At 71.7% G+C, this 22,983-nt stretch carries 20 protein-coding genes; 7 read left to right on the forward strand and 13 right to left on the reverse strand.

The features are described from left to right. Positions 1 to 50 precede the first annotated feature (50 nt). From tal to pgl, 4 genes are read left to right on the forward strand one after another with little or no spacing between them, the layout of a single operon-like run. Complete coding sequence (gene tal, locus ASD16_RS07355; protein ID WP_055914800.1) at positions 51 to 1,193, forward strand: transaldolase; 1,143 nt, start codon at positions 51 to 53, stop codon at positions 1,191 to 1,193. Beyond that, positions 1,190 to 2,731 carry a glucose-6-phosphate dehydrogenase gene (gene zwf / locus ASD16_RS07360; protein ID WP_055914803.1) on the forward strand — a complete coding sequence of 514 codons (1,542 nt, stop codon included), beginning with the start codon at positions 1,190 to 1,192 and terminating at the stop codon, positions 2,729 to 2,731. The genes tal and zwf overlap by 4 nt, the downstream gene beginning before the upstream one ends. Continuing rightward, positions 2,728 to 3,645 (forward strand): glucose-6-phosphate dehydrogenase assembly protein OpcA, encoded by a 918-nt coding sequence (locus ASD16_RS07365; RefSeq protein ID WP_055914806.1) that lies wholly within the window; start codon positions 2,728 to 2,730, stop codon positions 3,643 to 3,645. Before zwf ends, ASD16_RS07365 begins: the two co-directional genes overlap by 4 nt. Next, the gene (gene pgl / locus ASD16_RS22440) at positions 3,642 to 5,090 is read left to right on the forward strand and encodes a 6-phosphogluconolactonase (RefSeq protein WP_055914809.1); all 1,449 of its coding nucleotides are present in this window, start codon (positions 3,642 to 3,644) and stop codon (positions 5,088 to 5,090) included. The genes ASD16_RS07365 and pgl overlap by 4 nt, the downstream gene beginning before the upstream one ends. On the opposite strand, the gene ASD16_RS07375 is transcribed toward pgl, so the two are convergent. The 10 genes from ASD16_RS07375 to uvrC form a co-directional block, all read right to left on the reverse strand. Further along, complete coding sequence (locus ASD16_RS07375; RefSeq protein WP_157453815.1) at positions 5,087 to 5,536, reverse strand: VOC family protein; 450 nt, start codon at positions 5,534 to 5,536, stop codon at positions 5,087 to 5,089. The two genes, pgl and ASD16_RS07375, sit on opposite strands and share 4 nt — an antisense overlap. A gap of 13 nt (positions 5,537 to 5,549) precedes the next feature. Beyond that, on the reverse strand, positions 5,550 to 5,897 hold the full coding sequence (locus ASD16_RS07380) for an RNA polymerase-binding protein RbpA (protein ID WP_055914815.1): 348 nt from the start codon (positions 5,895 to 5,897) through the stop codon (positions 5,550 to 5,552). An 11-nt stretch (positions 5,898 to 5,908) separates the two neighbouring features. Then, positions 5,909 to 6,151 (reverse strand): preprotein translocase subunit SecG, encoded by a 243-nt coding sequence (gene secG, locus ASD16_RS07385; RefSeq protein WP_055914817.1) that lies wholly within the window; start codon positions 6,149 to 6,151, stop codon positions 5,909 to 5,911. A gap of 166 nt (positions 6,152 to 6,317) precedes the next feature. After that, entirely contained in the window at positions 6,318 to 7,112 is a 795-nt protein-coding gene (tpiA, locus tag ASD16_RS07390) for a triose-phosphate isomerase (protein ID WP_082570638.1), read from the reverse strand. A 3-nt stretch (positions 7,113 to 7,115) separates the two neighbouring features. Further along, on the reverse strand, positions 7,116 to 8,315 hold the full coding sequence (pgk, locus tag ASD16_RS07395; RefSeq protein ID WP_055914824.1) for a phosphoglycerate kinase: 1,200 nt from the start codon (positions 8,313 to 8,315) through the stop codon (positions 7,116 to 7,118). 117 nt (positions 8,316 to 8,432) lie between these two features. Beyond that, positions 8,433 to 9,437 carry a type I glyceraldehyde-3-phosphate dehydrogenase gene (gap, locus tag ASD16_RS07400; RefSeq protein WP_055914827.1) on the reverse strand — a complete coding sequence of 335 codons (1,005 nt, stop codon included), beginning with the start codon at positions 9,435 to 9,437 and terminating at the stop codon, positions 8,433 to 8,435. A gap of 229 nt (positions 9,438 to 9,666) precedes the next feature. Continuing rightward, entirely contained in the window at positions 9,667 to 10,647 is a 981-nt protein-coding gene (gene whiA, locus ASD16_RS07405; RefSeq protein ID WP_055914830.1) for a DNA-binding protein WhiA, read from the reverse strand. Positions 10,648 to 10,697: 50 nt separating this feature from the next. Continuing rightward, the gene (yvcK, locus tag ASD16_RS07410) at positions 10,698 to 11,675 is read right to left on the reverse strand and encodes a uridine diphosphate-N-acetylglucosamine-binding protein YvcK (protein WP_055914832.1); all 978 of its coding nucleotides are present in this window, start codon (positions 11,673 to 11,675) and stop codon (positions 10,698 to 10,700) included. After that, positions 11,672 to 12,616, reverse strand: coding sequence for an RNase adapter RapZ (gene rapZ / locus ASD16_RS07415; RefSeq protein ID WP_055914836.1), 945 nt, complete (start codon positions 12,614 to 12,616; stop codon positions 11,672 to 11,674). The genes yvcK and rapZ overlap by 4 nt, the downstream gene beginning before the upstream one ends. Continuing rightward, entirely contained in the window at positions 12,613 to 14,631 is a 2,019-nt protein-coding gene (gene uvrC / locus ASD16_RS07420; RefSeq protein ID WP_055914839.1) for an excinuclease ABC subunit UvrC, read from the reverse strand. Before uvrC ends, rapZ begins: the two co-directional genes overlap by 4 nt. Before the next feature lie 73 nt (positions 14,632 to 14,704). Between uvrC and ASD16_RS07425 the strand changes: the two genes are divergently transcribed. After that, a complete protein-coding gene (locus ASD16_RS07425) occupies positions 14,705 to 15,217 on the forward strand; it encodes an OsmC family protein (RefSeq protein WP_055914842.1) in 513 nt (170 codons plus the stop codon). 33 nt (positions 15,218 to 15,250) lie between these two features. On the opposite strand, the gene uvrA is transcribed toward ASD16_RS07425, so the two are convergent. Then, positions 15,251 to 18,142 (reverse strand): excinuclease ABC subunit UvrA, encoded by a 2,892-nt coding sequence (uvrA, locus tag ASD16_RS07430; protein WP_055914845.1) that lies wholly within the window; start codon positions 18,140 to 18,142, stop codon positions 15,251 to 15,253. Positions 18,143 to 18,249: 107 nt separating this feature from the next. Here uvrA and ASD16_RS07435 point away from each other — a divergent pair, with 107 nt between their 5' ends. Together ASD16_RS07435 and ASD16_RS07440 are read left to right on the forward strand one after the other, a co-directional pair. After that, on the forward strand, positions 18,250 to 20,073 hold the full coding sequence (locus ASD16_RS07435) for a glycoside hydrolase family 15 protein (protein WP_055914848.1): 1,824 nt from the start codon (positions 18,250 to 18,252) through the stop codon (positions 20,071 to 20,073). Further along, a complete protein-coding gene (locus ASD16_RS07440; protein WP_055914851.1) occupies positions 20,070 to 20,741 on the forward strand; it encodes an MBL fold metallo-hydrolase in 672 nt (223 codons plus the stop codon). The genes ASD16_RS07435 and ASD16_RS07440 overlap by 4 nt, the downstream gene beginning before the upstream one ends. 4 nt (positions 20,742 to 20,745) lie before the next feature. Here ASD16_RS07440 and ASD16_RS07445 read toward each other — a convergent pair whose 3' ends face one another. Then, positions 20,746 to 22,434: an AMP-binding protein gene (locus tag ASD16_RS07445; protein ID WP_055914854.1), complete on the reverse strand. Its 1,689-nt coding sequence runs from the start codon at positions 22,432 to 22,434 to the stop codon at positions 20,746 to 20,748. A gap of 29 nt (positions 22,435 to 22,463) precedes the next feature. After that, positions 22,464 to 22,982 (reverse strand): GNAT family N-acetyltransferase, encoded by a 519-nt coding sequence (locus tag ASD16_RS07450; protein ID WP_055914857.1) that lies wholly within the window; start codon positions 22,980 to 22,982, stop codon positions 22,464 to 22,466. Position 22,983: the final 1 nt, after the last annotated feature.

The following is a 22,983-nucleotide window of genomic DNA, read 5'->3' on the forward strand; positions in this document are numbered from 1 at the left end:
CGGCCCCGGTCACCCCGGGGCCGACGCGCAGGAGAAGGGGATCGATCGACATGGCACCGAGCAGCACCCCTCTGGCACGGCTGGCTGACGCCGGCGTCGCGATCTGGCTCGACGACCTCTCGCGTGAACGCCTGCGCACGGGGAACCTCGCCGAGCTCGTCTCCGCGAAGGGCGTCGTCGGCGTGACGACCAACCCGTCCATCTTCGCGAGCGCGCTCGCGAAGGGCGACGCCTACGACGAGCAGCTGCGCGAGCTCGCCGCGGACGGAGCCGACGTGGACGCGGCGGTCTTCCGCATCACCACGGACGACGTCCGGCAGGCGGCCGACGTCCTGCGTCCCGTCTACGACGCCACCGGCGGCGTGGACGGCCGCGTCTCCATCGAGGTCGATCCCCGCCTCGCCAAGGACACCGACGGGACGATCGCCTCCGCGAAGTCCTTGTGGTCCACGGTCGACCGGCCGAACGTCTTCATCAAGATCCCGGCCACCCGCGAAGGGCTCCCGGCGATCACCGCGGTCCTCGCGGAGGGCATCAGCGTCAACGTCACCCTGATCTTCTCGCTCGAGCGGTACGGCGAGGTCCTCGACGCGTTCCAGAGCGGGTTGGAGCAGGCGCGCGCGAACAGGCACGACCTGGCGCCCATCGCGTCGGTCGCCTCCTTCTTCGTCTCGCGCGTCGACACCGCGATCGATCCTCGGCTCGACGCGATCGGCACGCCGGAGGCTGCCGCCCTGCGCGGACAGGCCGCCATCGCCAACGCCCGCCTCGCGTTCGGGCTCTACCAGGACGTCGTCGCCAACGAGCGCTGGAAGGCGCTGTCCGCCGCGGGCGCTCACCCGCAGCGGCCGCTGTGGGCGTCCACGGGTGTGAAGGACAAGGCGTACCCCGACACCCTGTACGTCGACGAGCTGGTGGTGTCCGGCGTCGTCAACACCATGCCCGAGGCCACGCTGAACGCGGTCGCGGACCACGGCGGCGACGGCCGCGACACGGTCACCGGGACGCGCCAGGAGTCGGAGGCCGTCATCGAGGGTCTGCGAGCGGTGGGCATCGACATCGATCAGGTGACCGAGCAGCTGGAGGTCGAGGGCGTGGACAAGTTCACGGCGAGCTGGGGAGAGCTGCTCGGCACCGTCGCCGACGGTCTTGCCGGTGCTGCCGAGCAGAACGCCGCCGGGGACGCCAAGTGAGCCCCAGCAAGGTCTCCGCCGGGCACAACCCCCTGCGCGACCCCCGCGACCGTCGCCTGCCGCGGATCGCCGGCCCCTGCGGTCTGGTCATCTTCGGCGTCACGGGCGACCTCGCCCGCAAGAAGCTGATGCCCGCGGTGTACGACCTCACCAACCGCGGCCTGCTCCCGCCCGGCTTCGCCCTCACCGGGTTCGCCCGGCGCGACTGGGCGCGGCAGGACTTCGAGCAGATCGTGCACGACTCGGTCAAGGAGCACGCCCGCACCCCGTTCCGTGAGGCGACGTGGCGCCAGCTCTCCGAGGGCATCCGGTTCGTGCAGGGCACGTTCGACGACGACGACGCCTTCGACCGGCTCCGTGAGACTGTCGAAGAGCTCGACACCTCCCGCGGGACCGGCGGCAACCACGCGTTCTACCTCTCGGTGCCGCCGAGCGCCTTCCCCGTCGTCTGCAAGCAGCTGGCACGCTCGGGGCTGTCGCAGCCTCAGGACGGCACCTGGCGCCGCGTGGTCATCGAGAAGCCGTTCGGGCACGACCTGGCCAGCGCCCGCGAGCTCAACGAGATCGTCTCGACCGTGTTCCGGCCGGACGACATCTTCCGGATCGACCACTACCTCGGCAAGGAGACGGTCCAGAACCTCCTTGCCCTGCGCTTCGCCAACCAGCTCTACGAGCCCATCTGGAACGCCAACTACGTCGACCACGTGCAGATCACCATGGCCGAGGACATCGGCATCGGCGGACGCGCGGGGTACTACGACGGCATCGGCGCGGCCCGCGACGTCATCCAGAACCACCTGCTCCAGCTCCTCGCCCTGACGGCGATGGAGGAGCCGGCATCGTTCGAGGCGTCCAGCCTGACCGCCGAGAAGATCAAGGTGCTCTCCGCCGTGCGCCTGCCCCGGGAGATCGGCAAGCACACGGCCCGCGGCCAGTACGCGGCCGGGTGGCAGGGCGGCGAGAAGGTCGTCGGCTACCTCGAGGAGGAGGGCTTCAACCCGGAGTCCACCACCGAGACGTTCGCCGCGATCCGGGTCGACATCGACAACCGCCGGTGGGCCGGGGTGCCGTTCTACCTGCGCACGGGCAAGCGACTCGGCCGCCGCGTCACCGAGATCGCCGTGGTGTTCAAGCGCGCGCCGCACCTCCCGTTCGAGTCGACCGCCACGGAGGAGCTGGGCAAGAACGCCCTGGTCATCCGGGTGCAGCCCGACGAGGGCGTGACCCTGCGGTTTGGCGCCAAGGTGCCGGGCACGGCCATGGAGGTCCGGGACGTCACGATGGACTTCGGCTACGGACATGCGTTCACCGAGTCGTCCCCCGAGGCGTACGAGCGCCTCATCCTCGACGTGCTGCTGGGCGACCCGCCGCTCTTCCCCCGCCACGAGGAGGTCGAGCTGTCCTGGAAGGTGCTCGACCCGATCACCGAGTACTGGGCGGGCAAGGGCAAGCCGGAGGAGTACCGCTCCGGCACCTGGGGTCCGGAGTCCGCGGACAAGATGATGGCCCGCGACGGGCGAGTCTGGAGACGGCCATGATCATCGAGATGCCCGACACGACGACGCGCGACATCAACAAGCGCCTGCTCAAGGAGCGTGACGAGGGCGGCGCGATCGCCCTGGGACGCGTCCTCACGCTCATCATCTCGGTGGGCGACCGGGACCCCGACGAGGCGATCGACGCGGCGAACGACGCCAGCCGCGAGCACCCGTGCCGCGTCATCGTCATCGCGAACGACACCAAGGACCGCGCCTCCAACCTGGACGCGCAGATCCGGCTCGGCGGTGACGCCGGCGCCAGCGAGGTGCTGGTGCTGCGGCCGTCCGGTCAGCTGGAGCGGCACCTGGACACCCTCGTCATCCCGCTGCTCCTCCCGGACGCGCCCATCGTCACCTGGTGGCCGTACGAGATCCCGGAGAACCCCGCCGAGCATCCTCTGGGGCGCATGGCCGCACGACGGATCACGGACACGACGCAGTGCGCCAGGCCGAACGCAGCGCTCCGGAAGCTCGCGGCGTCGCACACGGACGGTGACACCGACCTGGCGTGGACGCGCGCGACCCTGTGGCGTGGCCTCATCGCGGCGACGCTCGACCAGCCCCCGTACGAGCAGGTGCACAAGGCCGTCGTCGTCGGCGAGAGCACCCACCCGTCGGTCGACCTGATGGCCGCGTGGCTCGCGTACGCCCTGAAGTGCCCTGTCGAGATCGAGCGCATCAAGGACGCGCCCGCGATCACGCAGGTGCGGCTGGAGCGGACGTCGGGCGACATCGTGCTCGACCGCCCGGACGGCAAGACGGCCGCGCTGCGTCAGCCCGACCAGCCGGAGCACCGGATCGCTCTCCCGATCAGGCAGCTGCGCGAGTGCCTGGCCGAGGAGCTGCGGCGGCTCGACGCGGACGAGGTCTACGGCGAGGTGCTGCAGAAGGGCCTGTCGAGGATCGACGCATGACCCGCGACGTCGTCGTCCACCCGGACGCCCGGATCCTGGCCGAGTCGGTCGCTGCGCGGCTGCTCACCCACCTGGTCGACGTCCAGTCGCACCGCTCCCCCGTCCACGTCGTGCTGACCGGGGGCACGGTCGGCATCGCGTCGCTCGAGGCCGTCGCGGCGAGCCCGGTGCGGGACGCGGTCGACTGGTCGGGCGTACACCTGTGGTGGGGCGACGAGCGGTTCCTCCCCGCGGGAGACCCGGACCGCAACGAGACCCAGGCCCGCGGCGCCCTCATCGACGCGCTCGGCGACGCCCTGCCGGCCGAGAACGTGCACGCGATGCCCGCGCTGAGCGACGACGTCCCGACGCCCGAGGCGTCCGCGGACGCCTACGGGGAGACCTTCGCGGCGGCCGGCTCCCCCGCCTTCGACGTGGTGCTGCTCGGCATGGGTCCGGACGGGCACGTCGCATCGCTCTTCCCAGGTCATGAGGCTCTCGCGGTGACCGGCCGTCCGACGGTCGGGGTGCACGGCTCCCCCAAGCCACCGCCCGAGCGCGTCTCGCTGACCTTCGACGCGATCCGCCAGGCCCGTGAGGTCTGGGTGGTCGCCGCCGGTGCGGAGAAGGCGCAGGCGGTCGCCTCCGCGCTCCGCGGCGCTCCCGTCGACACGACCCCGGCGGCCGGCGCGCTCGGCACCGAGCGGACGCTCTGGCTCGTCGACATCGCGGCGACCGAGACGCTGGGCACGCCCGCCGCGCTCTCGACGACCGCGGCGGCCTTCCCGGCGGCTCCCGAGACCGCGTCCGAGCTCTGGACGCACGTCGACCACTACTTCTCCGTCCTCGCTCACGAGGACTCCGCGCTGGTCGACACCCGGCATGCTGCGACCGCCGGTGGGTTGCCGGACATCGCCGTCGCCCCCAACCAGGGCAAGCTGCTCCACCTGCTGGCGCAGGCGAGCGGTGCACGTCGGATCCTGGAGATCGGCACGCTCGGCGGGTACAGCACGCTCTGGCTCGCCCGTGCGCTGCCTGAGGGCGGCCGCCTGACGACGCTCGAGCTCGAGCCCGAGCACGCCCGGGTCGCGACCGAGTCGCTCTCCCGGGCCGGTGTCGGCGCGTCCGTGGACGTCCTCGTCGGGCCGGCGGCCCAGACGCTCGACAGCCTCATCGCCGAGGACACCGAACCGTACGACCTGGTCTTCATCGACGCCGACAAGCAGTCGATCCCCCGCTACCTGGAGCAGAGCCTCGCCCTCACCCACCCGGGCTCGCTCGTCGTCGTCGACAACGTGGTCCGCGGCGGTGCCGTGATCCAGGCGGACCACGCCGACGAGCGCGTCCAGGGCGTCCGCGCCATGGTCGAGCTGCTCACCCGTCACCCCCGGTACGACGCCACGGTGGTGCAGACGGTCGGCGCCAAGGGATACGACGGCTTCGCTCTGCTCAGAGTGCTCGGTTAAGGGCTCTCGCGGCCGCCCTCGGGGTGCCGCGCCAGGGGTGACCGGTCACCGACCAGCCAGAGGTGTCCGAACGGGTCGATGAAGCCGCCCTGTCGGTGCACGCCCCACGGCATCCGGTGGTCGCGGACCGGGTCGACGCCGCCATCCGCACCGGTGTCGACCGCGCGGGCGACGAAGCCGTCCGGGTCGTCGACGAAGATCTCCACACGCACGGTCCGGCCGCCCAGCCCAGCGGGCGTGTCCCAGTTGTTCCCCTCTGGCTGACCGAGGAAGAACGGTGCCCCGGCGATGCTGAGACCCACGACGCTCCCGAGGTCCCACAGCGTCGTGGCGCCCATCGCCTCGGCGTACCACCGCGCCGCTGCGCCGGCATCGGGCACGGCGAGCATCACCGAGAGCACCGGCGTCTCGGCCGGTGGGTCGTGAGGAGGGCTCTCGCCGCTCACGGCACGGGTCTGGTCAGCCGCCGCGCTTGGCGCGCAGGGCCGCGAGGGCTTCGTCGAGGATCGCAGCGCCGTCCTCGTCGGACCGCCGCTCCTTCACGTACGCGAGGTGCGTCTTGTACGGCTCGTTCTTCGAGGGGGACGGAGGATTCTCCTGGTCCTGCCCGGCGGGGAACCCGCAGCGGGGGCAGTCCCACGTCACCGGCGCCTCGAGGGCGGCCTCCTCGGCGAAGCTGGGACGGGTCTCGTGGCCGTTGGCGCACCAGTACGACACCCAGATCCGCGGAGCCGTGTCACCGCGCTCGGCCTCGCCCATCGGGCCTGCGCCGACTCGCGACCCCCTGATCGCGCTCCCGCTCGCCATCGTCTACCGCCTCAGACCGTGCGCTCGATGAGACCGAGAAGGACGATGATCGCCGTCCACACGAGTGCGGTGCCGATCGTGATGCGGTTGAGGTTCCGCTCCGCGACGCCGGAGCTTCCCGCGCTGCTCGTGATGCCGCCGCCGAACATGTCCGACAGACCACCGCCCTTGCCCTTGTGCAGCAGGACGAGCGGGACGAGCAGGAGGCTGGTCAGCACCAGCAGCACCTGGAGGGTGATCTTCAGGCCAGTCACGTCGGTGTCAGTTCCTTACTCGGCGGGCACGTCGACGGCGGTAGAGCCAGCGACGTTGCGGTGGACCGCGGTACAGGGTAGGCGACGAGTGGGGCGATAAGCCACCACCGCCCACCGGTGGGTTCCGCAGGAGTGCGCGGAACCCACCGGGCGGGTCGCGGATCGGTCAGAGACCCACGGCGTGCGACTTGTACCGAGCGATCGCGGCGAACTCCTCGGGGTCCAGGCTCGCGCCGCCGACGAGCGCGCCGTCGACGTCCGGCTTGGCCATGATCGACGCGACGTTCGACGACTTCACCGAGCCGCCGTACAGCACGCGGACCGCGTCGGCCGTCTCGGCGTCGTACAGCTCGGCGATGCGGGCACGGATGGCCGCGGCGAGCTCCTGGGCGTCCTCGGGGGTCGCCGTCTCGCCCGTGCCGATGGCCCAGACGGGCTCGTACGCGACGACGATCGTGGCCACCTGTGCGGCCGTCAGACCGGCCAGGGCGCCGTCGAGCTGCGCCAGCGTGTGCGGGACGTGCTCTCCGGCCTTGCGGACGTCGAGCACCTCGCCGACGCACAGGATCGGGATGATCCCCGCGCCGAGCGCCGACTTCACCTTCGCGTTGATCAGCTCGTCGGACTCGTTGTGGTACTCACGGCGCTCCGAGTGACCGATCGCGACGTAGGTGACGCCGAGCTTGGCCAGGAACAGCGGCGAGATCTCGCCGGTGTAGGCGCCCGACGTGTGCGCCGAGACGTCCTGCGCGCCGTAGACGAGCTCGAGCTTGTCGGCGTCGACCAGCGTCTGCACGCTGCGCAGGTCCGTGAACGGGGGCAGCACGCAGACCTCGACGGCCGCGAAGTCGTGGCGGGCGTCCTTGAGCGTCCACGCGAGCTTCTGCACCGTGTGCGTGGCCTGGTGGTGGTCCAGGTTCATCTTCCAGTTGCCCGCCATCAGCGGGGTACGAGTGGTCAACGCTCAGTCCTCCAGTACCGCGATGCCGGGGAGCGTCTTGCCCTCGAGGAACTCGAGGCTCGCGCCACCACCGGTCGAGATGTGTCCGAACCCGGCCTCGTCGAAGCCGAGCGTGCGCACGGCCGCGGCGGAGTCGCCACCGCCGACGATCGTGAAGCCGCCGTTGGCGCCCGCGTCGACCAGCGCCTGCGCGACGGCACGCGTGCCGCCCGAGAACGCCTCGAACTCGAACACGCCGGCCGGGCCGTTCCAGACGATCGTCTTGGCGTCCACGATCTTGCTGGCGAACAGCGCGCTGGACTCAGGACCGATGTCCAGGCCGATCTTGCCGTCCGGGATGGCGTCGGCCGCGACGACCTGCGCCGGGGAGTCGGCCTTGAACTCGTCAGCGACGACGATGTCGGTGGGCAGGACGATCTCCACGCCGGCCTCCTCGGCCTGCGCCAGGTAGCCCTTGACCGTCTCGATCTGGTCCTCCTCGAGGAGCGAGTTGCCCACCGAGTAGCCCTTCGCCGCGAGGAACGTGAAGAGCATGCCGCCACCGATCAGGAGGCGGTCCGCCTTCGTGATGAGGTTGGCGATCACGCCGAGCTTGTCCGACACCTTGGAGCCACCGAGCACGACCACGTAGGGACGCGCCGGGTCGTCGGTCGCCTTGCGCAGCGACGCGACCTCCTTGAGGACGAGCTTGCCGACCGCGTGCGGGAGCACCAGCGCGACGTCGTAGACCGACGCCTGCTTGCGGTGCACGACGCCGAATCCGTCGGACACGAAGACATCGGCCAGCTCGGCGAGCTCACCGGCCAGCTCGGCGCGCTCGGCGTCGACCTTGGACGTCTCGCGCGGGTCGAACCGGATGTTCTCCAGCAGGGCGATCTCGCCGTCCTGCAGCGCGGCGACGGTGGCCTTGGCCGAGTCGCCGACCACGTCGGTCGCCAGCGCGACGGGCTGGCCCAGCACCTCGGCGAGCCGGTCGGCGACGGGCTTGAGCGAGTACTTGTCCTCCGGAGCGCCCTTAGGGCGGCCGAGGTGGGCCGTCACGACCACGCGCGCACCGGCGGCGAGCAGCGCCTGGAGCGTCGGGAGGGCCGCGCGCACGCGGCCGTCGTCCGTGATGGTGGTGCCGTCCAGCGGCACGTTGAAGTCGGAGCGGACGAGCACGCGCTTGCCGCGCAGGTCGCCGAGGTCCTCGATGGTCTTCATGCGTCTTCTTCCCGTGACTCGAGCAGGGGCTGACACGGCAGCGTCCGCGTGCGCCCGGGCCACAGGGGCCGGGGCGCACGCGGACGCATGACCGTCACTACAGGTGCAACGAGACCGTCAGAGACGCTCGCCGACGTACGTGGTGAGGGCGACGAGGCTGTTCGAGTAGCCCCACTCGTTGTCGTACCAGGCGATGATCTTGACCAGGTCGCCGCTCACCTTGGTGAGCTTCGAGTCGAAGATGCTCTGGTGCGGGTTGGTGACGATGTCGCTCGACACGATCTCGTCCTCGACGTACTCGAGAACACCCTTGAGCGGGCCATCGGCGGCGGCCTTGACCGCAGCGTTGACCTCCTCGACGGTGACCTCGCGCGAGGCCGTGAACGTCAGGTCCGTCGCCGAGCCGGTGATCGTCGGCACGCGGAGCGCGAAGCCGTCGAGCTTGCCCTTGAGCTCCGGGAGCACGAGCGCCACGGCCTTGGCCGCACCGGTCGAGGTGGGGACGATGTTCTGCGCGGCGGCGCGGGCACGACGGAGGTCCTTGTGGGGGCCGTCCTGCAGGTTCTGGTCACCCGTGTAGGCGTGGATCGTGGTCATGAGGCCACGCTCGATGCCGATGGAGTCGTTGAGCGCCTTGGCGACCGGGGCGAGGCAGTTCGTGGTGCACGACGCGTTGGAGATGATGTGCTGCGTCGCGGCGTCGTAGTCCGTGTGGTTGACACCCATCACGAACGTGCCGTCCTCGTTCTTCGCCGGGGCGGAGATGATGACCTTCTTGGCGCCGGCGTCGATGTGCGCCTTGGCCTTGGTCGCGTCCGTGAAGAAGCCGGTGGACTCGATGACGATGTCCGCACCCAGCTCGGCCCACGGGAGGTTCGCGGGGTCCCGCTCCTCGAGCGCACGGATCTTCTTGCCGTCGACGATGATGTTCTCGTCGTCGAAGTCGACGCTCAGCGGGAACCGGCCCAGCACGGTGTCGTACTTGAGCAGGTGCGCGAGCGTCTTGTTGTCCGTGAGGTCGTTCACACCGACGATCTCGATGTCGGCGCCGGACGCGATGATCGCCCGGTAGAAATTACGCCCGATACGGCCGAAGCCATTGATACCGACGCGGATGGTCACTTGCCCTCCTCGGCAGCGCCGACGGGGGGCCGGCGCACACATTTTGGTGATGGGGTCACGCACGCCGCTGTGCGTTCCGACCGTCTCACCGAGCTCCCGTGCACAGCACGGACGCACGTCAGGCGGTCGGATGACCCGAGCCTATACCCGTGACGACGGTCACGCGGACAGCGCCCGCAGAGTCAGGACGAAGGTCCCGGCACGGGCACGACGACCGTGGGACGACCGCTCAGAGGTCGAGCAGGTCAGGGCTCAGGCCCGCCTCGGTGTCCGGGATGCCCAGCTCGACCGCGCGCTTGTCCGCCGTCGCCAGCAGCCGCCGGATCCGTCCCGCGACCGCGTCCTTGGTCAGGGTGGGCACCGCGAGCTTGCCCAGCTCCTCCAGCGAAGCCTCCTTGTGCGCCAGGCGCAGCTCGCCCGCCTCACGCAGGTGCTCGGGGAGCTCGTCGCCGAGGATCTCGAACGCCCGCTCGACCCGGGCACCGGCCGCCACTGCCGCGCGAGCCGACCGCCGCAGGTTGGCGTCGTCGAAGTTCGCGAGCCGGTTCGCTGTGCCGCGGACCTCGCGCCGCACGCGGCGCTCCTCCCAGACGAGCATCGTCTCGTGGGCGCCGAGCCGGGCGAGCATCGCGCTGATCGCGTCACCGTCGCGGATGACGACACGGTCGATGCCACGCACCTCGCGCGCCTTCGCGGCGATCCCGAGCCGACGCGCGGCCCCGACCAGCGCGAGCGCCGCCTCCGGCCCGGGGCAGGTGACCTCCAGGGCCGACGACCGGCCGGGCTCGGTGAGCGAGCCGTGCGCGAGGAACGCACCGCGCCAGGCCGCCTCGGCCTCGGCCACCCCGGCCGACACGACCTGCGGCGGGAGACCGCGCACCGGACGCCCGCGGTTGTCCAGGAGGCCGGTCTGACGCGCGAGCGACTCGCCGTCCTTGACCACCCGGACCACGTACCGGCTGCCGCGGCGCAGACCACCGCCGGAGACGACGATGATCTCGCTCTCGTGCCCGTAGACCTCGGCGATCGCCTGTCGGAGCCGTCGGGCTGCGATGCCCGTGTCCAGCTCTGCCTCGATGACGATCCGACCCGAGATGATGTGCAGCCCCCCGGCGAACCTCAGGGTGGCCGAGACCTCGGCCTTCCGTGAGGACGTCTTGTCCACCTTCAGACGGGCGAGCTCGTCCTTCACCTGTGCCGTCAACGCCATGGGGTGCATCCTGCCATTGCGGGACACGTGTCCGGGACCGCTCCGGTCACCTACTCGGGTGGCTTCTCTCGCGTCCCGACGTCCCCGAGAAAGCCGTCGAGCACGTCCGAGTACGCGCCGGCGAGCCGCAACGGGTCGTGCCGCGGCGTGCCGTCACCTCGGCTGACCTGGCGGAGCAGGAGGCGGGCCCCCAGGTCCGCGCTCCGCGAGGCGAGCGCAGCGACGTCCTCGACGGCCGTCGGGTCCGCGACGACGGCGTCGACGCTCAGCTCCGGTGCGTGCGCGTGCAGCACGTCGAGGTACTGGTCCGCGCGCATCCCTGCCGTCTCCCCCGATTCACCCGACGCGAGGTTGAGCGTCACGATCGTGCGCGCACTCGTCCGGTGCAGCGCCTCCCGCAGACCGGGGACGAGCAGGTGCGGGAGCACCGAGGTGTACCAGGAGCCCGGACCGAGCACGATCCAGTCGGCGGCATCGATCGCCGCCACCGCCTCCGGACACGCCGGCGGGTCGGACGGCTCCAGGCGGACCTGGGAGATCGTCCCGGTCGTCACGGCGACGGCACTCTGCCCCACGACCAGTCGGGACACCCCGGCCGCGTCCTTGACCTCCGCCTCGATGCGCAGCGGCACCGCGGCCATCGGCAGCACCCGGCCACGCGCGCCCAGGAGCTTGCCCACCCAGTCGAGACCCTCGACCGTGTCGCCCAGCAGCTCCCAGAGCGCGACGATCAGCAGGTTGCCCACCGCGTGCTGGTCGAGGTCCCCCGAGGAGCTGAACCGGTGCTGGAGCAGGTCCCGCCACGTCCGGCCCCAGTCGGAGTCGTCGCACAGGGCCGACAGCGCCATGCGCAGGTCCCCCGGCGGCAGGACCCCGAGCTCGTCGCGGAGCCGTCCGGAGGACCCGCCGTCGTCGGCGACCGTGACGACCGCCGTGATCCGGTCGGTCATCAGGCGCAGCGCCGACAGCGACGCCGACAGTCCGTGGCCGCCCCCGAGCGCGACGACGGCCGGCGAGGCCGCCCTCATTCCTTGCCGAGGTCGCGGGCAGACACGGCCACGAGGTGCCCTCGCTCCCGCAGCCTCGCGGCGATCGCCTCGCTCACGGCGACCGAGCGGTGCTTGCCGCCCGTGCAGCCGACGGCGATCGTCACGTAGCGCTTCTCCTCGTTGAGGTACCCCGCGAGCACCGGCTCGAGCGTGTCGACGTACCGGTCGATGAAGGTGATCGCACCCGGCAGGCCGAGGACGTAGTCGCGCACGGGGGCGTCGCGGCCGGTCAGGTGCCGCAGCTCGGTGATCCAGTAGGGGTTGGACAGGAACCGCATGTCGACCACGTGGTCGGCGTCGAGCGGGATCCCGTACTTGAACCCGAACGAGACGATGGAGATCCGCAGTGCGTCCTGCTCGCCGCTGGCGACCACGGCGCGGACCTCGCGCGCGAGGTCGTGCACGTTGAGCTCCGAGGTGTCGATGAGGGTGTCCGCGCGTTCCCGCAGGTCCGAGAGGATGGCACGCTCCTCCGCGATGCCGTCGAGGATGCGGCCCCGACCCTGCAGCGGGTGCGGCCGACGGACCTGCTCGAACCGGCGGACGAGCACCTCGTCGGACGCGTCGAGGAACAGGATGCGGTACTCCACCCCCGACTCCCGCAGCCCCGCCAGCACCGGTGCGAGGTCCCGGAAGAACTCGCGACCGCGGACGTCGATCACGGCGGCGAGCCGCTGCGCGCGGGCGCCTGCGGGCCCGCTGGTGAGCATCCCGACCAGGTGCGTGAGCATCTGGGCGGGCAGGTTGTCGATGACGTACCAGTCGAGGTCCTCCAGCACGGCGGCTGCGCGCGTGCGACCGGCACCGGACATCCCGGTGATGATCAGGACCTGCGGCTGGCTCAGGTGGGGCGCCTCGGTGGCCGCCTCGAGGGCGGGGATCCCGGCGGGCACCGTGATCGGCGAAGGCTCGTCGCTCATGCGTCCAGCATGCCAGCCGACTCGGGCACCGGGTCCGCCGCCACTCCCGGGGAGGCGAGCGCTGCGACGACCGCCGCGGCAGTCCTGTCCCCCATGCCCTGCACCGACGCGATCTCCTCGACCGACGCGGCCCGCAGGCGCTTGACCGACCCGAAGTGCCGCAGCAGCGCGGCCTGACGCGCCGGGCCGAGCCCGGGGACACCGTCGAGCACCGACGTGGTCATGCCCTTGCTCCGGCGCTTGCGGTGCGCGGTGATCGCGAACCGGTGGGCCTCGTCACGCAGGCGCTGGAGCAGGTACAGACCCTCCGAGCTGCGCTGCAGGATCACCGGGTACTCCTCCCCCGGCAGCCACACCTCCTCCAGCCGCTTGGCCAGCCCGACGAGCGCGACGTCGTCGATCCCGAGCTCCGTCATCGCGGCTGCCGCGGCGGCGACCTGCGGCGGACCTCCGTCGACCACGATCAGGTTGGGCGGGTACGCGAACCGCGCGGGCTTGCCGGTGACCTCGTCGATGGGCCCCGACCGCAGCGGCACGCCGTCCTCGTCCTCACCGCCGCCGAGCTCGAGGTCCCGGGCGTCCGCACGGTCCGCGAGGTACCGGCGGAACCGTCGCGTGATGACCTCGTGCATCGCCGCGGTGTCGTCCCGGGCGCCCTGCCCCTCGGGGCCACGGATGGTGAACAGCCGGTACTCGCTCTTGCGGGCGAGCCCGTCCTCGAACACGACCATCGACGCCGACTGGTACGTCCCCTGGTTGTGCGAGACGTCGTAGCACTCGATCCGCAGCGGCGCCGACGGCAGGTCCAGCGCCTCCTGGATCTCCTGCAGCGCCTGGCTGCGGGTGGTCAGGTCGCCGGCGCGTCGGGTGCGGTGCAGCACCAGCGCGTGCTCGGCGTTGCGGTGCACGGTCGCCGCCAGCTCGCGCTTGTCCCCGCGCTGCGGGATCCGCACCGAGACCCGGCTCCCGCGCAGCCCGGACAGCCACGCCTGCACCTGGTCGACGTCGGGCGGCAGCACCGGGACGAGAACCTCGCGCGGAACCGCCGACGAGCCCGCACCGCCGTCGCCGGCAGCGGCCTCCGACCCGTAGATCTGCTGGAGCAGGTGCTCCACCAGCTCGGCGTCCGTGATGTCCTCGACCTTCTCGACGACCCAGCCGCGCTGTCCACGGATGCGCCCGTCGCGCACGTGGAAGACCTGCACCGCAGCCTCGAGCTCGTCGCCGGCCAGCGCGAAGATGTCCGCGTCCGTGCCGTCCGCGAGCACGACGGCGTTCTTCTCGGTCGCCCGCTCGAGCGTCGCGATGTCGTCCCGCAGCCGTGCGGCACGCTCGTAGTCGAGCTCCGACGCTGCCTCCTTCATGCGCGCGGTGAGGCGGCGCGTGAACTTCGCGGTGTCGCCGGCCATGAAGTCGCAGAAGTCGCGGGCGAGCTGCTGGTGGTCGTCCGGCGAGATGCGACCGACGCACGGCGCCGAGCACTTGTCGATGTACCCGAGCAGGCACGGCCGGCCCTGCTGGTGGGCTCGCTTGAACACCCCCGCCGAGCAGGTCCGCACCGGGAACACGCGCAGCAGCAGGTCGACCGTCTCGCGGATGGCCCACGCGTGCGCGTACGGGCCGAAGTAGCGCGTGCCCTTGCGCTTGGCGCCGCGCATCACCTGGATCCGGGGGAACTCGTCGGCCAGGGTCACCGCGAGGTACGGGTACGACTTGTCGTCGCGGTACTTGACGTTGAACCGCGGGTCGAACTCCTTGATCCACGAGTACTCGAGCGCCAGCGCCTCGACCTCGGTCCCGACGACCGTCCACTGCACCGACGCGGCCGTGGTGACCATCTGCTGGGTCCGTTGGTGCAGCCCGGACAGGTCCTGGAAGTAGCTGGACAGGCGCGAGCGCAGGCTCTTGGCCTTGCCGACGTAGATGACGCGGCCGTGCTCGTCGCGGAAGCGGTAGACCCCCGGCGAGTCGGGGATCTCTCCCGGAGCGGGCCGGTATGTGGCGGGATCAGCCATGTTCTCGAGCGTAGTTCGCACCGCTGACGCCACGGACCGCCCGGGCCGTGCCGGACGCCGCTACCGTGGGCAGATGGGCCCCCTCCACACGTACTCCGTCGACGTCACCTGGACCGGCGCCGGACGCACCGGCACCTCGAGCTACACCGCGTACAGCCGCGACCACGAGGTGCGGATCGGGTCGAAGCCGCCCTTGCTGGGGTCGTCGGACCCGGCGTTCCGCGGCGACCCGACCCGGTACAACCCGGAGGAGCTGCTGGTCAGCGCGCTCGCGCAGTGCCACATGCTGTGGTTCCTGCACCTCGCGTCCGCCGCGGGCGTCGTCGTGGTCGGGTACGAGGACCAGGCCGTGGGCACGATGCGGATCGAGGCCGCTGGGCAGGGACAGTTCCGCGAAGTCGTGCTGCGCCCGCGCGTGACCCTCGCCGCGGGGGCGCACCTGCCCACCGGTGCTGCGGTCACCGACGGCGTGCTCGCCGGCATCCACCACCAGGCCCACGAGCACTGCTTCATCTCGCGGTCCGTCAACTTCCCCGTCCGGCACGAGCCCGTGCCGGTGCGCACGGCGCAGTCCGTCTCGCACTGACCCCGTCACTTCGTCCGTCGCGTCATGCGACCGCTACGCCGGGATGGGCTGCTTGACGGCGCGCTTGCGCTTGACGGGCTGCGGCTCCGGCTCGAGCACCTCGGCGAGGAACCGCCCGGTGTGGCTCGCCTCGACGGAGGCGATGTGCTCGGGGGTGCCCTCGGCGATGACGAGCCCGCCGCCGCTGCCGCCCTCGGGTCCCATGTCGATCACCCAGTCGGCGTTCTTGATGACGTCCAGGTTGTGCTCGATCACGATGACCGAGTTGCCCTTGTCCACCAGCGACTGGAGCACCCCGAGCAGCTTGCGGATGTCCTCGAAGTGCAGACCCGTCGTCGGCTCGTCCAGGACGTAGATGGTCCGCCCGGTCGAGCGACGCTGGAGCTCCGCCGCGAGCTTAACGCGCTGCGCCTCGCCACCCGAGAGCGTCGGGGCGGGCTGCCCGAGGCGGACGTAGCCGAGGCCGACGTCGACCAGCGTGCGCAGGTGCCGTGAGATCGCGGGGACGGCGGCGAAGAACTCCGCGGCCTCCTCGATCGGCATGTTCAGCACGTCGGCGACCGTCTTGCCCTTGAAGTGCACCTCGAGCGTCTCGCGGTTGTAGCGCGCGCCATGGCAGACCTCGCACGGGACGTAGACGTCCGGCAGGAAGTTCATCTCGATCTTCAGGGTTCCGTCGCCGGAGCACGCCTCGCAGCGACCGCCCTTGACGTTGAACGAGAAGCGGCCGGGCGTGTAGCCGCGGACCTTCGCCTCGGTGGTCTCCGCGAACAGCCTGCGTACGTGGTCCCAGACCCCGGTGTACGTGGCGGGGTTGGACCGCGGGGTGCGACCGATCGGGCCCTGGTCGACGTGCACGACCTTGTCCAGGTGCTCCAGGCCGGTCACGCGCTTGTGCCGGCCGGCGACCTGGCGCGCCCCGTTGAGCTCGTTGGCGAGGACCGTGTACAGGATCGCGTTGACCAGCGTCGACTTCCCGGACCCGGACACGCCGGTCACGGCCGTGAGGACCCCCAGCGGGAACGTCACGTCGATGCCCTGCAGGTTGTGCTCGCGCGCGCCGACGACCGTGAGCTGGCGGCTCGTGTCGATCGGGCGGCGGATCTGCGGCATCGGGATGGACCGTCGGCCGGACAGGTAAGCGCCCGTCACCGACTCCGCCGACGACAGCAGCCCGGCGAGGTCGCCCGAGTGGACGACGCGCCCGCCGTGCTCGCCGGCGCCGGGGCCGATGTCGACGATCCAGTCCGCCGTGCGGATGGTGTCCTCGTCGTGCTCGACGACGATGAGGGTGTTGCCCAGGTCCCGCAGGCGCGTGAGCGTGTCGATCAGACGTCGGTTGTCGCGCTGGTGCAGGCCGATGCTGGGCTCGTCGAGGACGTAGAGCACACCGACCAGGCCGGAGCCGATCTGCGTCGCGAGCCGGATGCGCTGCGCCTCGCCACCGGACAGCGTCGCGGCGGGCCGGGTCAGCGAGAGGTAGTCGAGGCCGACGTCGAGCAGGAAGCCCAGCCGCGCCTGGATCTCCTTGAGCACCTGCGCGGCGATCGCTCGCTCGCGCTCGCCCAGCTCCAGGCCGTCGAGGAACGCGCGCGCCTCACGGATGGGCAGCGTGCAGACCTCGGCGATGGACTTGCCGCCGACCCGGACCGCGAGCACCTCCGGCTTGAGCCGCGCGCCCTCGCACACCGGGCACGGGACCTCGCGCATGAAGGCCTCGTACTTCTCCTTGCTCCAGTCCGAGTCCGTCTCGGTGTGCCGGCGCTCGAGGAACGTGATGACACCCTCGAAGCCCGTCGAGTACTGCCGCTCGCGGCCCCAGCGGTTCTTGTACCGGACCTTCACCTCGTGGTTCTGGCCGTGCAGCACCGCGTCCTTGGCCCGCTGCGGGAGCGCCCGCCACGGCACGGACGTCGAGAAGCCCATGTCCGAGGCCAGGGCGCTGAGCACGCGGGCGAAGTACTCGCTGGAGATCTGCGACCACGGCGCGATCGCGCCCTCGTCGAGCGACAGGTCCTCGTCGGGGACCACCAGGTCGGGGTCCACCTCCAGTCGGGACCCGATGCCGGTGCACTCCGGACAGGCGCCGTACGGCGCGTTGAACGAGAACGTGCGGGGCTCGATCTCGTCGAGCGTGAGCACGTGGTCGTTCGGGCACGCGCGGTGCTCCGAGAACCGGCGTTCGCGGTTGAGGTCGTCGATGTCGGCGTCCACGAGCTCGACGACGAGCAGGCCGCCGGCGAGCCCGAGGGCGGTCTCCACGGAGTCGGTCAGCCGTCGCTTCACACCCTCGCGGGAGACGAGGCGGTCGATGACCACCTCGATGTCGTGCTTGAGCTTCTTCTCGAGCGTGGGCGGGTCGGTGAGCTGCACGACCTCACCGTCGACCCGGGCGCGCGCGAAGCCCTTGCTCTGCAGCTCCTTGAACAGGTCGGCGTACTCGCCCTTGCGGCCGCGGACGACCGGCGCGAGCACCTGGTACCGCGTGCCCTCGGGAAGCTCGAGCAGCCGGTCCACGATCTGCTGGGGCGTCTGCGCGGTGACGCGCTCGCCGCAGATCGGGCAGTACTGCGTCCCCGCACGCGCGTACAGGAGGCGCAGGTAGTCGTACACCTCGGTGATGGTGCCGACCGTCGATCGCGGGTTGCGGTTGGTCGACTTCTGGTCGATGGACACCGCCGGCGAGAGGCCCTCGATGAAGTCGACGTCGGGCTTGTCCATCTGCCCGAGGAACTGCCGCGCGTACGCGGACAGCGACTCGACGTAGCGTCGCTGTCCCTCCGCGAAGATCGTGTCGAACGCGAGCGAGGACTTCCCGGACCCGGACAGACCGGTGAACACGATGAGCTTGTCACGCGGGAGATCGAGGTCGACGTTGCGGAGGTTGTGCTCGCGGGCGCCCTGCACCACCAGTCGTTCGTTCACGGCGGGGAGTCTACGTGTCTCCACTGACAATCGCACATCTGTTCGACGTGAGCGTCCACACAACGCGTCGAGGTGCCACACCCCCGTCACCGCGTCATGCTCGCTTCGTGGAGAGACCTGACGCCGTCGTCGACCCCCCGCTGGTGCCCGTCGAGGACTACGCCGTCCTCGGGGACGGGAAGACGGCTGCGCTGGTCTCGCTGCGCGGCTCGATCGACTGGCTGTGCCTCCCCACGTTCGACTCGGCGGCCTCGTTCGCCCGGCTGCTCGGCACACCGGACAACGGGCGCTGGCTCCTCACCGTGCGCGACGCGACGCGCGTCAGCCGCCGCTACCTCGACGCCTCGTTCGTGCTGGAGACGACCTACGAGACGCCCGCCGGGACCGCCGTCGCGCAGGAGACCATGCCGCTCAACGACGGGCGTGCGGACCTGGTGCGCCGGCTCGTCTGCACCAGCGGCAGCGTCGAGGTCGAGCACGAGTGGGTGGTGCGGTTCGGGTACGGGGCGGTCGTGCCGTGGGTACGGCGCATCACCGACGAGGACGGGGACGACGCGATCCAGGCGATCGCCGGCCCGGACTCGCTGCTGCTGCGCGGCGACCGCCTGCCGAGGCCGGTGGACCACCGGCACGCCGACCGGTTCACGCTGCACGAGGGCGAGTCGGTCGAGCTGGCGCTGACCTGGACGCGGTCCTGGGAGGCCGTGCCACCCCGGCTGACCATCGCGGACCGGATCGACTCCACGCGGATCTCCTGGGGTCTGTGGGCTGCCAGCTGCGAGTACCACGGCTCGTACCGGGATGCCGTCGTGCGCTCCCTGCTGGTGCTGCGGCTGCTCACCGACGCGGAGACCGGCGGGATCGTCGCGGCCGCCACGACGTCCCTGCCGGAGGACTTCGGCGGCGAGCGCAACTGGGACTACCGGTACTGCTGGCTGCGCGACGCGGCGATGACGCTCGAGGCCCTGCTCGAGCACGGGTACCGCGAGGAGGCCACCGGCTGGCGGGACTGGCTGCTGCGCGCCGTGGCCGGGCGGTCGTCGGACCTGCAGATCATGTACCGGGTCGACGGCGGCCGGCACCTCCTGGAGCGGGAGCTCGACCACCTCGCGGGCTACGCCGGCTCGCGCCCGGTCCGCATCGGGAACGCGGCTGTCGGGCAGGTGCAGAACGACGTGCTCGGCGAGGTGATGTGCGCCCTGGAGCTCGCCCGCGAGGCGGGTCTGGACGAGACGGACGACTCGTGGTCGATGCAGCGGCACCTGGTCGACGACCTGCTGGGGCGGTGGCGGCACCCGGACCGCGGCATCTGGGAGGTCCGTGGCGAGCCGCGGCACTTCACGCACTCGAAGGTGATGGCGTGGGCCGCGGTCGACCGCGCCGTCCGGGCGGCGGAGAAGCACGGGCTCGACGCACCTGTGGAGCGCTGGCGCGCGGAGCGGGACGCCATCCACGCGGACGTGCTGGCACACGGGTGGAGCGCGGAGCGGCAGACCTTCGTGCAGTCCTACGGCGCCGAGCACACCGATGCGTCACTGCTCCAGCTCGCGCAGGTCGGCTTCCTGCCCGCGTACGATCCGCGCCTCGTGTCCACCCTCGCGGCGATCCGGGCCGAGCTCGAGATCGCTCCCGGCCTGCTGCGCCGCTACCCCACCGAGCGCACGGACGACGGGGTCGCCGGGGACGAGCACGCGTTCCTCGCCTGCTCGTTCTGGCTCGCCGACGCCCTCGCCCGCACCGACGACGTCGAGGGATCGAGCAAGGTCCTCGACATCCTGGTCGGCCTGGCCAACGACGTCGGTCTGCTGGCGGAGCAGTACGACCCGGTCGGTCGCCGGATGGCCGGCAACACTCCGCAGGCGTTGTCCCACCTGGCACTGGTCCGCGCCGTGCACAGCCACGACCTGGCCCTCGAGCGGCGGGCGCGATGACGTACACCGGCGACGTGCAGGTGGGCGGTGCCACACAGGTCCGGGTGCTCGACGAGCTCGAGATCCGCAAGGCCGCGGTCGGGCCGATGCAGAACAACGCCTACCTGCTCACGTGCCGGGCCGACGGCGCCCAGCTGCTGGTCGACGCCGCCGACGACCCGGACCGCCTCCTCGCCCTGCTGCACGAGGGGACGACGCAGCTCGACCTGGTGGTGACCACGCACCGCCACGCCGACCACCACCGCGCCCTGGCGTCCGTCGTCGCCGTGACCGGAGCGGCCGTCGCGGCGGGCGCCGACGACGCCGACGCCATCGCCGAGGCGACGGACATCGCGGTGACCCGGCGGCTCCACGACGGCGACACCGTGCGGGTGGGGAGCGTCGCGCTGCGGGTGGTCGCACTGCGCGGTCACACCCCGGGATCGGTCGCCCTCGCCTACCGCGAGCCGGGCGGGCGCGCGCACCTGTTCACCGGCGACTCGCTGTTCCCCGGCGGCGTGGGCGCGACGCACGGCCCGGAGGCCTTCGACCAGCTGTACACCGACGTCGTGGAACGGGTCTTCGACCGTTTCGACGACGACACCTGGGTCTACCCCGGCCACGGCCGCGACACGACGCTCGGGGCGGAGCGCGAGCACCTGCCCGAGTGGCGCGCCCGCGGCTGGTGAGCTCTCAGCCTGCCAGCACAGACTCGCGGACGACGCGACGCAGGACCTTGCCGACCTGGGACCGCGGCAGCTCGTCGACGAGCACGAGCCTGCGCGGGAGCGCGTAGCGCGCCAGGTGCCGTTCGCCCCACGCGCGCACGGCGTCCAGGTCCACCCCGCGGGCGCCCGGCTCGAGCACGACCGCTGCCACGACGGTCTCGCCGAGGTCCCCGCCGGGGATCCCGACCACGGCGACGTCCGCCACCCCGGGCATGGCCCGCAGGTGCTCCTCGACCTGAGACGGGTAGACCTTGAACCCACCGGTGACGATGACCTCCTTGATGCGGTCGACGAGGACCACCCACCCGGTCTCGTCGACGGTGACGATGTCCCCGGTCCGCAGCCAGCCGTCGTCGAGGAGCTGCTCCGCGGTCTCGTCCGGCCGCCCCCAGTAGCCGGCGAAGACCTGCGGGCCCTGGATCAGCAGCTCGCCGCGCTCGCCGGGCTCGACGTCGCGCGTGACGTCCGCGGGGTCGACCACACGGATGCTGGTGCTCGGGAACGGCAGGCCGAGGGAGCCCGGCCGGCGCGCGTCGGTCAGCGGGTTGCCGAGCGCGACCGGCGAGGTCTCGGTCATGCCGTACCCCTCGATCACCAGGCCGCGCGTCACCTGCTCCCATGCCTGCGCGGTGGACGCCGGCAGGGCCATCGCCCCGGAGATCGCGTAGCGGAACGACGTGAGGTCCGCGCCGGACGTCATCGCGGCAGCCGCGAGCCGGTCGAGCATCGGCGGGACAGCCGGCAGGAACGTGCCCGGGAGGCGCCGCTGCGCGTCGAGCACCCGCTCGGGATCGAACGAGGGGAAGGCGACGAGCGTCGCGCCCACGCGGATCGCGTAGCTGAGGCAGAGCGTGAGCCCGAAGGCGTGGAAGAACGGGAGAACGCCGTAGACGACCTCCGTGCCCGGCTGGGCACCGGTCCACGCGTGTCCCTGGACGGCGTTCGCGACGAGGTTGCGGTGCGTGAGCATCGCGCCCTTGGGGGTGCCGGTGGTCCCGCCCGTGTACTGCAGGAGCGCGACGTCGGCCGCCGACGGCGCCGGGTGCGCCGGGTCCAGCGGTGCTGCCTTGGCGACCAGCCGGTGCCACATCGGGAAGGCGGGCGGCACCTTCCCGCACATCGCCGCCCGCACGCGGCGCGCGCTCGGCACCGGGAGGCGCAGCGCCAGCCGCTTGCCGCGCGACAGGTCCGCCGAGAGGTCGACGGCGACGACCGCCTTGAGGGCAGTCCGCGGCAGCGACTCCAGGACCCGCGGGACGGCCTTCTCCCAGACGAGCGCGACGACCGCCCCGGAGTCGGCGAGCTGGTGCGCGAGCTCACCTGCGGTGTACGTCGGGTTGTGCTCGACGACGACGGCGCCGATGCGCAGCGCGGCGTAGAAGGCGATGACGTGTCCCGTGCAGTTCGGCATCACGAGGGCGACCCGGTCACCGGGCCGGACGCCGAGGTCGAGCAGCACCTGTGCACCGCGTGCGACGGCGTCGGCGAGCTCGCGATACGTGGTCGTCGCGCCGAGGAAGTCCACCGCCGCGCGCTCGGGCCAGCGCTGGGCGGCCCGGTCGAGTGCCGAGGTGAGGGGTTCGTCGGGGATCGCCACCTCCTGCGGGGCGCCGGTCGAGGGGGCGGACGGTCGGCCTGATCCCACGGTGGTCATCTCCCGATCCTAACCTACGGTTGCGTAAGTTACTGGAGAGTAGGTTGCGAGCCCGGCCCGCAGGACCACCGGATCACCGACACGCCGTCGGGCTCCACCTGGAGTGGACCGCGGCGGAACGACGCCCGCTCGAGGACGCGCTCGCTCGCCGTGTTCCCGACCATCGTCCGGGCGTTCACCACGTCCGCGCCGTGCTCCAGAGCCCAGCGGGTCAGGGCGCGCACTGCCTCGGTGGCCAGCCCGAGCCCGCGGCCCGCCGGGAGGAACGCGTAGTAGAGGTGCGGGCCGTCGTTGCGCAGTCCCAGCCCGATCGTGCCGAGCGCCTCCCCCGACCGTTCGACGACGAACCGCCCTCCCCGGCCCTCGGCGCGCTGGGCCAGGTTCCGCCCCACCCGGTCGCGCGCCTGGTGCTCGTCGACGTCCGCGGGGTAGTACGTCCACTGCGGCACGTCCACGACGCGGGACAGCGCGTGGTCGAGCGGCCAGTCGTCCTCCTGGAGCGCGCGCAGCCGTGCCCCGGGCAGGACCAGCTCGTCGGGCAGCTCCACG

Source organism: Cellulomonas sp. Root485, assembly GCF_001426705.1.
Classification (GTDB): Bacteria; Actinomycetota; Actinomycetes; order Actinomycetales; family Cellulomonadaceae; genus Cellulomonas.